At 43.0% G+C, this 15,507-nt stretch carries 15 protein-coding genes and 1 other annotated feature; of the genes, 10 read left to right on the forward strand and 5 right to left on the reverse strand.

The window, feature by feature from the left end; translation table 11 throughout:
- Window positions 1–4: 4 nt before the first annotated feature.
- Entirely contained in the window at window positions 5–655 is a 651-nt protein-coding gene (locus ACVHUV_RS02060) for a CPBP family intramembrane glutamic endopeptidase (RefSeq protein WP_462085965.1), read from the forward strand.
- On the opposite strand, the gene ACVHUV_RS02065 is transcribed toward ACVHUV_RS02060, so the two are convergent.
- A complete protein-coding gene (locus ACVHUV_RS02065) occupies window positions 591–1,679 on the reverse strand; it encodes a potassium channel family protein (RefSeq protein ID WP_371390926.1) in 1,089 nt (362 codons plus the stop codon). The two genes, ACVHUV_RS02060 and ACVHUV_RS02065, sit on opposite strands and share 65 nt — an antisense overlap.
- Before the next feature lie 256 nt (window positions 1,680–1,935).
- Here ACVHUV_RS02065 and ACVHUV_RS02070 point away from each other — a divergent pair, with 256 nt between their 5' ends.
- Both ACVHUV_RS02070 and ACVHUV_RS02075 read left to right on the forward strand, forming a co-directional pair.
- Window positions 1,936–2,220 carry a hypothetical protein gene (locus tag ACVHUV_RS02070; protein WP_462085966.1) on the forward strand — a complete coding sequence of 95 codons (285 nt, stop codon included), beginning with the start codon at window positions 1,936–1,938 and terminating at the stop codon, window positions 2,218–2,220.
- A complete protein-coding gene (locus ACVHUV_RS02075) occupies window positions 2,202–2,426 on the forward strand; it encodes a hypothetical protein (RefSeq protein ID WP_462085967.1) in 225 nt (74 codons plus the stop codon). The genes ACVHUV_RS02070 and ACVHUV_RS02075 overlap by 19 nt, the downstream gene beginning before the upstream one ends.
- A gap of 63 nt (window positions 2,427–2,489) precedes the next feature.
- On the opposite strand, the gene ACVHUV_RS02080 is transcribed toward ACVHUV_RS02075, so the two are convergent.
- From ACVHUV_RS02080 to ACVHUV_RS02090, 3 genes are read right to left on the reverse strand one after another with little or no spacing between them, the layout of a single operon-like run.
- Window positions 2,490–4,700 (reverse strand): sensor histidine kinase, encoded by a 2,211-nt coding sequence (locus ACVHUV_RS02080; protein ID WP_462085968.1) that lies wholly within the window; start codon window positions 4,698–4,700, stop codon window positions 2,490–2,492.
- Window positions 4,700–4,882, reverse strand: a complete 183-nt coding sequence (locus tag ACVHUV_RS02085; RefSeq protein WP_462085969.1) for a hypothetical protein — start codon at window positions 4,880–4,882, stop codon at window positions 4,700–4,702. Before ACVHUV_RS02085 ends, ACVHUV_RS02080 begins: the two co-directional genes overlap by 1 nt.
- Window positions 4,860–5,549, reverse strand: coding sequence for a response regulator transcription factor (locus ACVHUV_RS02090; protein WP_462085970.1), 690 nt, complete (start codon window positions 5,547–5,549; stop codon window positions 4,860–4,862). Before ACVHUV_RS02090 ends, ACVHUV_RS02085 begins: the two co-directional genes overlap by 23 nt.
- Window positions 5,550–6,378: 829 nt before the next feature.
- Between ACVHUV_RS02090 and ACVHUV_RS02095 the strand changes: the two genes are divergently transcribed.
- The 6 genes from ACVHUV_RS02095 (at window position 6,379) to ACVHUV_RS02120 (ending at window position 12,648) form a co-directional block, all read left to right on the forward strand.
- Window positions 6,379–7,623, forward strand: coding sequence for an MFS transporter (locus tag ACVHUV_RS02095; protein WP_462085971.1), 1,245 nt, complete (start codon window positions 6,379–6,381; stop codon window positions 7,621–7,623).
- 139 nt (window positions 7,624–7,762) lie between these two features.
- A complete protein-coding gene (locus ACVHUV_RS02100) occupies window positions 7,763–8,254 on the forward strand; it encodes a hypothetical protein (RefSeq protein ID WP_462085972.1) in 492 nt (163 codons plus the stop codon).
- Between the two features lie 97 nt (window positions 8,255–8,351).
- Window positions 8,352–8,528, forward strand: a complete 177-nt coding sequence (locus tag ACVHUV_RS02105) for a hypothetical protein (RefSeq protein WP_317944960.1) — start codon at window positions 8,352–8,354, stop codon at window positions 8,526–8,528.
- A gap of 55 nt (window positions 8,529–8,583) precedes the next feature.
- Window positions 8,584–8,843 (forward strand) — a binding site (T-box leader).
- A gap of 55 nt (window positions 8,844–8,898) precedes the next feature.
- Window positions 8,899–10,536 carry a methionine--tRNA ligase gene (metG, locus tag ACVHUV_RS02110; protein ID WP_462085973.1) on the forward strand — a complete coding sequence of 546 codons (1,638 nt, stop codon included), beginning with the start codon at window positions 8,899–8,901 and terminating at the stop codon, window positions 10,534–10,536.
- Window positions 10,537–11,524: 988 nt separating this feature from the next.
- Complete coding sequence (locus ACVHUV_RS02115) at window positions 11,525–12,418, forward strand: CPBP family intramembrane glutamic endopeptidase (protein ID WP_462085974.1); 894 nt, start codon at window positions 11,525–11,527, stop codon at window positions 12,416–12,418.
- 23 nt (window positions 12,419–12,441) lie between these two features.
- Window positions 12,442–12,648 carry a DUF6366 family protein gene (locus tag ACVHUV_RS02120; protein ID WP_462085975.1) on the forward strand — a complete coding sequence of 69 codons (207 nt, stop codon included), beginning with the start codon at window positions 12,442–12,444 and terminating at the stop codon, window positions 12,646–12,648.
- Window positions 12,649–12,709: 61 nt separating this feature from the next.
- Here the strand turns inward: ACVHUV_RS02120 and ACVHUV_RS02125 are convergent, their stop codons facing one another.
- Entirely contained in the window at window positions 12,710–13,588 is an 879-nt protein-coding gene (locus tag ACVHUV_RS02125; protein WP_462085976.1) for a DMT family transporter, read from the reverse strand.
- A 783-nt stretch (window positions 13,589–14,371) separates the two neighbouring features.
- On the opposite strand from ACVHUV_RS02125, the gene ACVHUV_RS02130 reads away from it, so the two are divergent.
- Window positions 14,372–15,478: a nitric oxide synthase oxygenase gene (locus tag ACVHUV_RS02130; RefSeq protein WP_462085977.1), complete on the forward strand. Its 1,107-nt coding sequence runs from the start codon at window positions 14,372–14,374 to the stop codon at window positions 15,476–15,478.
- The last annotated feature ends 29 nt before the right edge of the window (window positions 15,479–15,507 follow it).

A 15,507-nucleotide genomic window follows, 5' to 3' on the forward strand; every position in this document is an offset into this window, starting at 1 on the left:
TGAAATGAGGAAAACATTCGGTTCCCTTTTCCCAATCGTTAGCATCGTCGTCTTGTTATGGATCGAACAAGGGCTTGAAGTATCATATGTCTGGAAAACAGCTGCAAAAGCACTCTTGTTCCTCATAATCCCACTCATACTATTCCGGGCGACTCGCTTTCCTTTTTTACGCTTTCGGAATACGGACAGAAGGAGCATCAGCATCGCTGTCGGTTTAGGTGTCGTTGTCATGTCCGCAATTATTGGTACGTTTCTCGTTTTGCAGACATTTATCGACTTGGATGCACTTATTGCAGATCTCACGTTATCAGGGATTACAGTTACAGTGTTCCCATTCATCGCGGTCTATATTCTCTTTGGCAATTCCATAATGGAAGAGTTTTTCTTTCGTGGCATCTTGCCCGATCTTTTCGGCCGTTCGCGGCTGCGTTTCATACTTCCTCCGCTCTTTTTCGCGATTTATCACATAGCGATCTTTTTGCCTTGGTTCAGTTTACCGATTTTACTATTAGCAGTTGGCGGACTGTGGGTTGGTGGTGTCATTTTTCAACTTGTTAATGAGCGAAGCGGGACGATTCTTCCGTCATGGATCATTCATCTGTTTGCGGACTTTGGGATTTTGCTGATTGGTGTGTACGCTCTTTATTTTTATTAACTGAAAAGCGTTCGATCTGCTCTTGGTTACCGATGACAATAAGGGTATCGCCTGCTTGCAGTTTCTCATCCAAATCGGGATTGCTGATCAGTTCTTTTTTTCGTAAAATCGCGACGAGGGTGATGCCATAATGCTTACGCAGTCCCGCATCCTCGATTGTGGAGCCGACAATTGGTGATTTCCCTTCTAAGTCGATTTCACCCACCATGAAATCCTTTTCTTCGGATTTGATTAAGTCTTTAATGTAGTCCGCTCCTGTCGGTTTTGTGACGGACATGGCAAGTTCGCGCCCTCCAATGATGGATGGATTAATGACACTTGTCGCGCCTGCCTTTTTAAGGATTTCTTCCGAGTCAGCCCGCTCTGCCCTTGCAGCAATCGTCAGTTCTTCATTCAATCCTTTGGACGTCAAGGTGATAAAAACGTTATCTGCGTCACTAGATAAGGCTGTAATAAGCGCTCGGGCGTGTTCCACTCTCGCTTTAAGCAACGTATGCTTGTCCGTTGGATCGCCAACCAAGCGCAATGTTTCCGGTTCAAGCGTTTCTTGCAACTCTGCATCATTATCGTGAATAATGACGATTTGAATGTCCTCATCATCTTCTTTCAGCTGTTTATATACTTGTTGGGCAACTCGTCCAAACCCACAAATAATAATGTGGTCATTTAAATTCGCAATTTGTTTTTTCATTTTCCTCAACCACACTTTCTCCGTTAACTGTTTTTCGACAAAATAGGACGCACCCATCCCTAATCCATATGTAACAATCCCAGCTCCTGCGGGTACGAGCAATAGTGCAAACCAACGCCCTTCGTACGTAGTCGGGTACATGTCACCATATCCAATTGTCATAATGGATATGACCGTCATCCAAAGTGCATTGAAAAACGATAATTCTTCATAAAACATAAAGCCGATTGTTGCTGTCGCAAGCAATACTATTGTCGTAAATAGTAAAATCATCAACCTTCTATATCGAATATCAATTCGTAACCAACGTTTATACAAACCCATCAACTCCATACGAGCATACTCTTCTTTCCTGTATTCCTTCTGTCGGGTGGGCATAAACCACCTAATATTGTTACGGGTGGCGCGAGGTTTTTAATGTGGAAATAAATTAAGTTTTTCCATTCCCAAATGTTACACTACTCACAAACAAAATTTTCCATCAGATGGTATACTTGTATCAATATCATTCTATGAACTTGCATCTAAGGTGGAGGTGATTGGGCGGAATCAGGGGTGTAATTCGGTATAAATTAAGGGAGGAATGTCTTTGCGTTTCATCAAAATCGCGTTAATTTCTTTACTCGTGCTTTCTGTTTGTGTGCTCACGTATTATCATTTTGATTATCAAAAGAAGCTCCAAAAAAGTTCTAGTACAATCGAGCGAATGTTTAAAGAGATGGAGGAGGTAGAGGCAAAAGCAAGTTTGGAAAGCGACAATTCCCAAGCAAGTAGCGGCAATGATTTCCCTCTCTATTCAAGTGATGAACTTGCATTAACCGGCTTTCAAGGAACGCAACAAGAGGTCCTAACGGCATGGGGTATGCACATCTAATACCTTATGAATCATTGGAGGGGGCGATGGCTTTTATTCCAGAAGAGGCACAAATCCTTACACACGAATGGGCGTTTATGCCGTTTGGTGACGGGATAACTGGGGGTTATTTGTTATTGTCATTCAAGGTTGACCAAGATGGATCCTATCCAAGTCATGTGAAAGTGATGGACCATTATTTGTATGGGGAAGGGTTTAAAAAATAGGTGTGCGCTATTAAGAAAAAATCCGCACGCATGCCAGATCTTTAGGCAATGCATGCGGATTTTTTATTTCATAGGTACAGTTACGGTCACTTTGAACAGATCGCCGTCCAGTTCAATTTTCATGTTTCCACCGTGCATATCGACTATCGATTGCGCGATGGCGAGGCCGAGGCCAGAGCCATCAGTATGACGTGATGTGTCGGCCCGTTTAAAGCGTTCAAATAGCTCATCGACGTTTTCACCTAATTCATATTTCGTAATGTTTTTCACGACAAATTCAGCAACGTCCACTCTTTTTCGAAGCGTGACATACACACGAGTTCCCGGCAATGAGTATTTAATAGCGTTCACGATGAGATTATCGAGTACACGCCACCATCTTTGCCCATCTACATTTGCCATAAGCATGTCATCCGGAATATCTGTCCTAAAGTCGAGTCCAGATTGCGCGATATCGTCGGCATGTTCTGCGAGTGCTTGTTGCAATAGTTGCGTCAAATCGACACGTTGTTTATGCAACTCCAAATTCCCACTCGCCATTTTGGATACTTCAAATAAATCTTCAATGAGCGTTTTTAACCGTTGTGACTTTTTATCCAAAATATCGACATAGTTTGCACGCTCTTCTGGTGTAATCGATTCATCTTTTAACAGATCGGTATACGTAATAATTGATGTGAGCGGCGTTCGTAAATCATGGCTGACGTTTGTAATTAATTCCGTTTTCAGCCGCTCGCTTTTCGCCTGTTCAGTCATCGAGCTCCTTACCCCTTCACGAAGATTATTCAAATTCTTCGCGTGTTCTGCGAGCGGAGATTTCCCTTCGATTTTAATTTCTTCATTCAACCGACCTGCCGCCATCGCTTCGGTTGCGACTAAAATTTTGTTCAAGTACGCAACTCTTCTAACGAAAATGAAACTTACAGGCAGACCAAGGAAGAGGACGCAGAAACTATAAAGGACAAAAAATACTGGATCAAAGAAAATGGTCAAGAAGCCGACGCCTGCAAGGAAAAAGCCGATGAGCAAGATGAATGTTTGAACGCCAATCGATTTCTTCAAGAACATCGTTTGCAAAGCTTGTAAGAAGCGGATAAAATACGTATCCTTTAAGTCGGCTTCTACAGCCCCTTTTTGTTTCCAACGCTCCACACCATGAACCAGTTGGAATGCAAGTAAGATCGTTGGAAGGACGCCGAATACAAGGAAGGTTACGGTCCAGCTGCCGAATCTGCCTAACCTAGGATACTTGAAAAGGTCCATAAAGTAAGAATTACTGTCTATGTAGACGAATAAAACAAGACCCGTTAAGATGAGTGCAATCAATTTAAGGTCAATTTTCAAGTTGGCATACTTTTCATCAAACGGTGTTCCGATCACCCAAGCCTTTTGAAACTTCATAACGGTGAGCAATGTGATTAGTGAGACAAGTCCAAGAAACCAAAATGCATAGGAACCATATTTCCATCTATTGAAAGTTTTGTATTGCGAATAGAGGCTGCTCCCCTTTTGGATTTCTGCCTTAGGAATACTGACGACACCTTCAAAGGATTGTACCGTATTTGCCATTGCACGAATGTCTTCATTGCTAATCGTCACACTATCCCCGTGAGGAGCGGAACTAGTCCATTCATTACGAGAATCGCCTTGATCCGGGAGAGAATGAGCTTTAAAGTACCCTTTAGCTGAATTGAATTGTTTTTTGTAAATTGACGGTACGGATACATCACCTGCAGAAAATGTCTCACCCGTTTCCACGTTTGTGAATTCATAAGCAATTGGCAATGAATATGAGCGATTGTTGTATTCATTTAAATACTGTTGTAACGCCTTTTCTTTCTCTTTTCGAATCTTCGCTTCCACGTGGGCATCGTCTTCGAAGTTCTTATTAATGTCTGCTAATTTTACATCTCTTTCTTTCTTGAGTGCTTCTTGTAACGTCTCGTTTTTCGCAGCTCTTGCTTCCTCAATCCTTTGATCATATTGGTCATGAATATTTGAAATTTGTGCTGGTAACGAACCGTACCAGTAGCGGTACTCCTCGATTTCCTGCTTAGATACCGTCAGTTGCTCTTTTGCTTCTTCTCGGTCAATCGGATTTAGAACAGCCGGCCCGATGGTGGAATAAAACTCTTCTAACTGCCATGCTAAATCATTTGATTCTGAAAAATCCCTACCTATAATGTTGTGACCTTCACGATTCAATGAAAATGCTGCAAGGAATACGAGGACGACGAGTGCTGCCCATACAACAAGTGGCAATCTATTTTTCATCAGGCAGTGCCCCCTTTAATGATGCGTGCAAAATACGATACGATTTCTGTGGATCGTTCCCATCCGTCTGCTGCTATGGTTAATAGATGAGGAAAACAATAACCGATACTTATTGTAGCGATACCGATTGCAAAGATGGACATGACGAGTGGCAAACGGCTACTTCTCGATTTTGTACCCAATGCCCCACACCACCTTTACATACCTCGGATTTTTCGGATCTGCTTCGATTTTCTCGCGTATCTTCCGTATATGAACAGCGACAATATTCTCGGCGTTGTACGCTTCTTCATTCCACACGCGTTCGTATATTTCATTAATCGAAAACACACGCCCCGCATTTTTCATAAGTAATTCTGTAATTTTGTATTCAATCGGCGTCAGTTTTACTGGGTTTCCATCGACCGTTAACTCCTTCGCATCTTCGTCGAGGACAAGCCCATCAATCTCAATCTTTTTCTGGCCATCATACGTACCTAATTGGACATACCGACGGAGCTGTGATTTAACGCGCGCCATTAGTTCAAGTGGATGAAAAGGTTTTGTCACATAATCATCCGCCCCGACGGACAAACCATGGATTTTATCGGAGTCCTCCGCCTTTGCACTCAGCATGATAATCGGGATATTTTGCGCTTCCCTGATTTTGAACGTCGCCGTAATTCCATCCATATTCGGCATCATGATGTCGAGGATAAGTAGATGAACGTCATTCGTATGAAGCAAATCAAGTGCCTCTCTCCCATCCGCTGCCTTCAGCACAGCATACCCTTCATTTTTCAAATAAATTTCAATCCCATCGCGGATCTCTTTATCATCATCCGCCACAAGCACATTGAATTTCGCCATCATCCGCACCTCACTTCACTCTATGCTACCCATTGTATTAGTTAAATCTTAACATTCCTCAAGGGGAATTATGAAGAAATTCTTAAGATGAGTGGTGATGTAGTGGAGGCGTGAGCTTTGTCGAAATGTTCGTCTGTTTATCTCCTAATATATGGGTGAGTGGTGATAAATTGCTGATGAGCGGTGATAAACTTGCTACGAGCGGTGATAAAGTCACTACAAGCGGTGATAAACTATTTCATGAAGATACAAGAGTGAAATAACGGATTAGAAACACTCAAATTGTAGGGAAACGGTGGTAAATTGTTCAGAATCGGTGGTAAACGGCCGAGTATCGGTGGTAACGAGTCTAGAAACGGTGCTAAGCCTGTTAAAATCGGTGGTAAGCTGCTGTAAAACGGTGGTAAACTTTTTGCTTCTTTAAAGTAAGGCTTTTTCCTGGAAACAACCCATGAACCCCCCTTGAATTGTAGGCAAACGGTGATAAATTCATGGGAATCGGTGATAACTCATCGAGTATCGGTGATAAACTCGGGAGAATCGGTGATAACTCCTCGTGAATCGGTGATAACGCAGCTAGAATCGGTGATAAACTTTTCCGCCAGTTAAATAGGGGCAGAGTCTGGGGACACGTCATTAAAATCACTCAAATTGTAGGCAATCTGCGGATTATGTCCCAAATCGGCAGACAACTCTACAAGTTACGGTGCTACATTTACTCACGGAAAATAACTTGCACCCCTCACGAAATGTTCATACTTTTTCGTTTTTACCCTCTCTTATTGATTTAACAAAATAGTATAATAGTGGTAGTTTGGGGGAGATGGTTATGGAGCGCTCTACTAAGAATTGGACGGGTTGGCGGTTTCCTGTGCTGTTGCTTAGCGCAATGGGTTTGTCGACGGTGGGGGATTTTATATATTTAGTGGCGATTAACTTGCTTGTTTTTCAAATGACGAATTCTGCAACGGCGGTTGCTGGGTTGTGGATTGTCGGTCCAGCAGCGGCTATTTTTACACGATTTTGGGCGGGCAGTGTCATTGATCGGTCGAACAAACGAAGACTGATGATATGGACAGATATTATTCGAGGAATTTTGGTAGCACTTGTTCCGTTCATGAGCTCTGTGTGGGGCGTTTATGTATTACTTTGGTTTATTAGCATGGCGAAATCCTTTTTTGCTCCTGCTTCGCTCACGTATACAACGACACTCGTTCCCGAGGAAAAGCGCAAGCGGTTTAATGCATTTTATTCGTTGACGACATCTGGTGCATTCATTATTGGTCCCGCGATCGCAGGCGTTTTATTCCTCATCGGCTCTGTGCATTTTGCGATTTGGATGAATGCGGCGTCCTTCTTCATTTCAGCTCTTATTTTATTATGGTTACCGAACGTGGATGCAAAACAGACAGCTGGGCTGAATCCGTTATCCATTCAAGCGATTGTGCAAGACTTGAAAGCGGTTGTTGTTTTGGGCAAGTCGAAACTGTTGGTAATGGTTGTTCTCGGTGTGTACCTCGTTTTCACGCTCATGACGTTTGCGATGGATGCACAAGAGGTTGTTTTTACACAGCAAGTTGTTGGATTAAGTGAAATTGACTACAGCTTACTTATTAGTATTACAGGCATTGGTGCCTTGGGAGGTGCAGGAGCGGTTGCTTTGTTTGCCAATAAATTATCGATACGCATCCTGTTCGGCGGTGGTTTGTTCATGGTGTCAATCGGGTATTTGCTGTATGCTTTCAGCCAATCTTTTCTAATGATTGCTACTGGATTTATTCTCCTTGGATTTTTCAATGCATTCGCCAACACTGGCTATACGACTTGGTACCAATACCAGATTCCAATTAAATATATGGGCCGTGTGACAAGTTTATATGGTGTCGTCTTAAGCCTTTTTCAAATTTTATTTGTCCTAGGAATGGGTTTGGTCGCGGATCTCATGTCCCTTCGCGTGACGATCATTGCACTAGCATTGCTTAGTTTGGTGAGTGTATGGGCTTTGATTTTCCTAATGGTGCAGCCAAATATCAAACAGGTATTTACAGATGTCGATCAAACAAAGATAACGTAAAAGTAATAAATAACAAATTTTAATCAAAATAATATGAAAATACACTAAAATAACATAGAGAAAACGAGCTCCTAATGGTATGCTAATAATATACTGGTAGAATCTTCAAATACTGTATATACGGGAGAGATGCATTCCAATGAAAAAATGGTTGTTGCTGTTCGCTACACTATTCTTGGTAGGCTGTGCAGAGGACAAAAAAGAGTTACCTAAAGATGCAGAAGTTGAAACGACTATCAGTTTAAAACCTGTAATTGATGTAAGCATTAATAATTTCGGAGCATGGGCATACTACGACAAGTATTGTTGGGAAGATGCTGAAAAGCAATGTGCTCTCGAACCTACATTACCTTCCGAATTTTTGGAGCGTGAACATGTGAATCATATTGAACCTGGCGAGACTATTTCTTTCCGCTTCTCGATTCCTTTGGATGATTGGAATTTCCCACAACCGGATTCATTCATCGCTTATATCCAAGATGGGGAGGAAATGAAACCAATCGAAGTGAATGAGAAAACTGTCCAAGCACCTGAAACTCCCGGCAAGCATTACATGTCCGTTAAAGCGATATGGGACGGCGAGGTAAAAGGGGAAGCCATTTATGCCTTTTCACTGTATATAAAAGAGTAATTCCAACGCTAATCAATTCACATTATTAGGATGCCACATTTTCGAATAATCCATTCTAAAATGAACATGCTTTCCCTATAACGGGAGGTGATTGCAGATGGCGAAAGAAAAGAAAAAGAAGATGAAAAAAGGCAATACGTTGGACCGTGAAGAGTTTGGCTATGGTTTTGACATCAGCCCTGATGATTTTGAAGTGATTGGCAAGAACAATCAAGCGAATAAACAGAAGGATACTGAAAAGGATACAGAGAAACACCGTCCACCAACCAATTGATTTTTTCTATTGATTTATTAAAATAAAGTGATTATAATCAAAACAACAACATCTTACAAAGGCTGTGAAAGGGAAAAGTAGGAAGAGGATGTCGCATAGAGAGCTTCTGACGGTGGAAATGAAGCGGACAAATCTTTCGAACATGATCCTTGAGCTTCGCACTGAACACTCTACGGATTAGTAGGCTGCGACGAGAATTGGCGCTTGTTATCTACGTCAAAGTATAACGCTTTTTTAGCGCGTACTTTTGGAGGTAATCAGTGTGAGCTGGTTATAATGTAAGGTGGTACCACGGGCAAAAACCCCGTCCTTATCGATTGTGATCGATAGGGGCGGGGTTTTTTTGTACTTAAAATGAGGAGGAGTTATAATGGCGATTTTTATAGGCGGAGCGTGGCCATATGCGAATGGCTCGTTACATCTCGGGCATATCGCAGCGTTGTTACCTGGAGATATTTTAGCGAGATACTATCGGTTAAAAGGGGAAAAAGTGCTGTATGTTTCCGGGAGTGATTGTAACGGTACACCCATTTCGATTCGCGCCAATGCGGAAAATGTATCAGTGAAGGAGATTGCTGACCGTTTCCACACAGAGTTTGTCGTTTCATTTGCGAAGCTCGGCTTTACATACGATATTTACACAAGAACAGATGGAACATTCCACCATCAAATTGTTCGTCACGTATTTTTGAAATTAGTCGATCGGGGGTTAATTTTCAAAAAGGAGACGGAACAAACCTATTGTGAATTTGACGAAAGGTTCCTACCCGATCGCTTTGTTAGAGGGCTTTGTCCGCATTGTGGTCTTAAAGCAAGGGGCGACCAATGTGACCATTGCGGTTCGCTTTTGGATCCATCCGAACTAAGAAACCGTACATGCGCCCTGTGCGGGAATGAACCGACGACGAAGTCAACGGAACACTTTTATTTCAAATTAAGTGATTTTCAACAGCAATTGGAAACGTATGTAGCGAATGCGAAAGTTGAAGACCGCTGGCGAGATAATGCCATTAACCAGTCTGAACGGTATTTGCAGGAAGGGTTACATGACCGTGCGGCTTCAAGGGATTTAGCAAACGGCGTTAACATCCCCGTTCTCGGTTATGAAGGAAAGAAAGTGTATGTATGGATCGAAGCCGTCACGGGCTATTATTCTGCGAGCCGTGAATGGGCTGCGTTGAATCGAACGGACTTGGAAGAGTATTGGAATGAAGACATGGTTTCCTATTATGTGCACGGCAAGGACAATATCCCTTTTCACACGATCATCTGGCCCGCCATCCTTATGGGAATCGACCAGCAACACGCATTGCCGACTCACGTCATTTCCAATGAATATTTGACGCTAGAGAAGCGGAAATTGTCGACGAGCGAAAATTGGGCGGTATGGGTGCCGGACATTCTTGAGCGCTATCATCCTGATTCATTGCGCTACTTTTTGACGGCGAACGCCCCGGAAAACCGTGACGCTGATTTCTCATGGCGGGAGTTCATTTACAGTCACAACGCAGAACTATTAGGAGCGTATGGCAACTTTGTCAACCGATCGTTAAAATTCATTGAGAACTCATTTGCAAGTGTTGTACCGCAAGCCGAAATTGATGTGGCCATGAAGGAAATGATATGTGATATTTATCCGAAGGTCGGGGAAAAGATTGAAAAGGGGCATTTTAAAGAAGCAATTGAAATAATTTTTGATGGAGTTCGGAAAGCGAATAAATATTTTGATGATGAAAAGCCATGGGTTCAAATTAAGGAAGTTGAAGATGCCTGTCAACGGACGATGGCAACTTGTGTTTACTTAATTGCCAACTTCGCGCAGCTCCTCTCCCCTTTCCTTCCTTTTTCAAGCGAAGATGTGGGCGCGCTGTTGAAATTGCAAAAGTTCGAGTGGCAAGAAGTGACTGTTGGTAGTCGTGTATTGCCGCAAGTAAAACCGCTATTTGAACGGATTGACGTCGGACGGATTGATGAAGAATTAGAACGTCTGCATAGCGGGAAAATTTGATATAGGTTGCCTCTACTTTTCGGAGTGGAGGTTTTTTTGGGGGCTTGAGTATGTGGAAGAGTATGACCAGGGCTTCATTCGCAAGAATAGTTGGTTTGTGAACGTATGTAAATTCCTTTATTTGGATGAGTGGTGATAAACAGCAGTTGAGCGGTGATAAAAGGATGACAAGCGGTGATAAATTGCCGGTGAGCGGTGATAACACATCGACAAGCGGTGATAAACTCACAACGAGCGGTGATAACTAGTTTTTGGCCTGCTAACAGGATGAGATTGCTGAGAATTATCTTCTCGAAGTTGTGAATCGGTGATAAACTCCTCCGAATCGGTGATAAACTGGCTTAAACCGGTGATAACGCTCTCCGAATCGGTGATAAACTGGCTCAAACCGGTGATAACGCTCTCCGATTCGGTGACAAAGCGAAAACAACAAACTCGGCACTCCCCCTTTTTGTATGAAAAGGGAGTGGGATGGAGAATCGGTGGTAAGGGTCGTTGAATCGGTGGTAAAGTCCTTCGAATCGGTGGTAACCTCCTCTGAATCGGTGGTAAAGTCCTTCGAATCGGTGGTAACCTCCTCTGAATCGGTGGTAAATCGGTAAATGCCGCAATGGTGCGGCTTCATTCACATGAATAGATGGTTTACACACGTCTTGAAGTTCCTTTATCTAGATAATCAGTGGTGACCTGGCTCGTTTAAGCATAGCGCCCTCATGAATCGAGGGTCTTTGGATCAAACGCTGCATTCTTCATTCTAAAGCAACGATTACACCAAAATAGTTCGTAATCATCTCCTATTCCGCTCTCCCTCCATAATAACTAATGCAATTTTTGCATATCTTTGAGACAATAAGCGTATATAGGAAAAGGTTGGAAGAGTAGTTGCATAAGCATTACGTTTTTATAGAAAAATTGCGATGAGTAATTACTCGCTTTACACGGCGATTAATCCGCTCACTATAAAATTTTTTACAGGGGGAAAATACAATTGTTTAAAAACGATGCAAATCAAGTACGTGCCGGTTGGATACTTTTACTTGCTGCTGTGAGTATGTTTGTTGGACAACAGCTTTTCGCTTTGCCAGGTGTATTTGTCTTATTTTTTACTGATTCGTCTTCAATGATGACGGGTTCAGAAGCTGATCTCCTCGCTTCCTTTGACGACTATCCTTGGATTTTCCTTCTTACGCAAGGAGGCGGTACGATTGGCGGCATGCTCGTCACGGTTTTATTATGGAAGTTTTTGAATAAAGGCACCTTACAAACACTCGGTTTCAGAAGACCGCTTAAAGATTTAGGCTTCGGCTTGTTGTTAGGAGCCATTTCGATTGTCGTTATTTTTATCATCCTTTACGCTACTGGGGATGTCACGCTTTTGAACCCTTTTTCCCAACCTAAGTTTTCCGTCTATACGTTGACGTTTCTTCTATTATTTATTCTCGTCGGTTTCTTTGAAGAAATGTTTTTTAGAGGCTATGTGATGAGGACGATGGCTGATCGTGGGAATCCTAAATGGCTGATCTATATCGTTTCAGCTGTTATCTTCAGCTTGGCGCATGGCATGAACCCGAATGTAAGCCTAATAGGGTTACTGAACATTGCATTGGTCGGCGTGTTATTTGCTTATATGTTCGATGTGACGAAAAGTTTGTGGTTACCGATCGGCTATCATATTACATGGAATTATGTGCAAGGAAACGTCTTCGGATTTCCTGTGAGCGGAACGACTCCCCATGGAATCTATTCCATTTCGGTGGAAGGTGGCAATGATTTATTGACAGGCGGGGCGTTTGGTTTAGAAGGCGGCATGTTGGCAACTTTGCTCATTGTGTTAGGTTTTTTAGCGACACGTGTGTATGTAAAAATGAGAGACGATGCATGACGTATGAACAGGAGGGATGCTAGGTGGATGAAGAGAAGAATCCTGCCGAACAGCGCGAACGCTTGCGACAAAACGAGTTGAAGAACAGTCCCATGAATGCTTTAGGTGACGGGATGCGAAAAGGAAATCTGGCTGATCTTGTAGGTGGTGTCAGTTGGAAAACGACCGGCGTACTAATTCTTGTTATAATTGTCGTGCTTGTCTTGGGAGTAGTTTTTGACTGGTATTAATTCTTAATAAACCGCAAACAGCCGATGTTGGAAAAACGGTTGCTTGCGGTTTTTACTGTCTTTATTGCCCAACATTCTTTTTCTGCCGACCGCTTAGCGTCAAGACGAGAATTCCCCCTAATAACAAGGCGATTCCTGACCAAGAGACGACCGACAGTTTTTCGCCTACTACAATTACACTAAGAATTGCAGCAGTTAGTGGCTCGGCTAATGACAGTGTAACGGCTGATGAGGAAGGAATGTTTCGCAAACCGATTGAAAAAAGAATATACGCAATGGTCGTCGTAGCAATACCGAGATAGAGCATCGTTGAAATGCCCGGCACTGTCAATAACCCTTCTGTTTCAAACATAAATAAAAACGGCAACAACATCATGGCGCTCGCTGAGAAAATGACCGCCACAGATGGTATGGCCGCTACTTTTTCCACTACTTGTTTGTTAAACAATGAATAGCATGCGAATAGTAAACCCGCACAAAGCGATAACGTCACGCCGACTGGATGGACGGCCATTCCTTCTTTATTTGAAAAGAGTAAAATGCAACCCACTACCGCCATTGCTGTAGCGGTCAACCATATCCGCGTAGGACGTCTTTTGTGAATGAACCATTCAATAAGTCCTGAAAACATCGGCGCACTACCAATTGCGACAACCGTTCCAATCGCAACGCCCGTTAACCGAATGGACGTAAAAAAGCAGTATTGGAAAATCGCCATCGCCAATGCAGCTGAAAGTGTCGCTTTCCATGGCCAATTGTGAAATTGAATCTTGCGCAAGATTAGCATGACAATCAGTAGCGTAAACCCACCTACAGCGAGTCTCGACGCACCGACCGCTAAAGGGTGAACCGTTTGTGGCATGAATGTCTGAGCGGTGCCAGTCGTCCCCCATAGCATCGCGCCAAGCAGGACTGTTATGTAAGCAATGCGTTGCGACAAAGAAATCCCCTCCCCTGTTAAATTGAATATAGCATGTTTTCAGGGGAAATGAACCTGTTTTCCATATTATTCATGTCGTTCTTTACGTATTGTAGCTGAGACGATCAAGCAGTCGCTGTTATCCATTGAATACGGCGAGTTATCGATCGAATTCACAATTTATTCGATTGGATAAGGGAAGTTATCGATCAAGTTCACAAAGTTATCGCCATTTCATGACCTTTTTACTAGGACACTCCTGCCCATAAACCTCAATAATGGCAAAGGCATTTTGTGCGCATCATTCAAACGCTCCGCAACTCATCTACTCCCGCGAAAACGACACCATTAAACACTATTTTCTTGTCGCGCTACATGCACTTGACCAACTAAAGGTTTTTCCGCGCAGCGGATGCTTCTAGTCATTTGAGTTCACAATTTATTCGATTGAATACGAGAAGTTATCGATCAAGTTCACAAAGTTATCGCCAAAAAGGGACCTTTCACCTAGCGAAAGAAGGTCTAGCAACTATAAATCCTTTCAACATCCCCCATTACATTCAACGGTTATTGATAACTTAACTGCCAAGCTATGATTCGATGGAAATTTCACGCGTATGTCTAGGGCCACTTACATCATCTATACATGTTCACATACAATGTATCTGCATTTAATTCCCCCCATTGAACTCCCCAAAGTCCTTCACCTGTTCAACCCCATAAATCGTTCATGAATTGTTTACATTGTTGCTGAATCATCCCCTGCTTCCTTATGGTAAGCTGTATGAAAGGAGTTGCAGCACAATGGAACAAACTTCAACAGCTCGTACATTACTAATAGAAGCAACGCAGTTTATTACACAATGTTATGCTGAACTGGGGCAATCGGATGAAGACCGACTCGATCGTTTAGCGGAAATTAAACATGAAATCGATGTAACGGGGACCTATACGCACAAACCGTTTGAATTGGAACACGGTGCGAAAATGGCTTGGCGCAATAGTAATCGCTGCATCGGACGGTTGCTTTGGCACACATTACATATTGTTGATGCGCGTGATGTGGTTTCAGCAGAAGATGCATTTGAAAAACTAGTCGACCACATTGCATATGCAACAAATGATGGGCAAATCCGCTCCACTATTACCATTTTCCCTCCACGCAAAAACGGGACAGATCCACTTCGGATTTGGAACCATCAACTGCTTCGGTACGCCGGTTACAAAGATGGAGAGCAACTTATTGGCGATTCCGCTTCTCTTGACCTGACAGAGGTATGTGAAAATCTCGGGTGGCGCGGGGAGAAAACACCATTCGATTTACTTCCTCTTGTCATTCAAGCAGACGGAGAAAAAGCGCAATGGTTTTCCATCCCTGAGGAAATTGTAAAAGAAGTACCGATTATCCATCCTGAAATCGAAGGGTTTGCGGCGCTAAATTTGAAATGGTATGCGGTTCCGATCATCTCAAACATGCGGTTAGAAATTGGGGGCATTGATTACCCAATGGCACCGTTTAACGGTTGGTATATGGGGACAGAGATCGGGGCAAGAAACTTGGCGGATACCGACCGCTACAATATGTTGCCACGTATCGCCGACTTAATGGGACTAGATACGAAGCTGAACCGTTCACTGTGGATCGACAAAGCATTGGTGGAGTTAAATATAGCCGTATTGCACTCTTATCAACAAGCTGGTGTAACGATCATCGACCACCATACAGCTGCAAAGCAATTCAAGCGCTTTGAAGAAAACGAACGAAAAAGTGGACGGGCCGTTACCGGAAACTGGGCATGGCTCATTCCCCCTTTGTCACCGGCCGCCACCCATATTTACCATCAACCTTATTCTAATGAAAAGCAATCACCTAATTATTTTTATCAGCCGGATCCTAAGCCTTTCAGTTAGCAATCTGCCACAGGTGTACTCGTTTACTT

This window comes from Sporosarcina saromensis, from assembly GCF_054901285.1.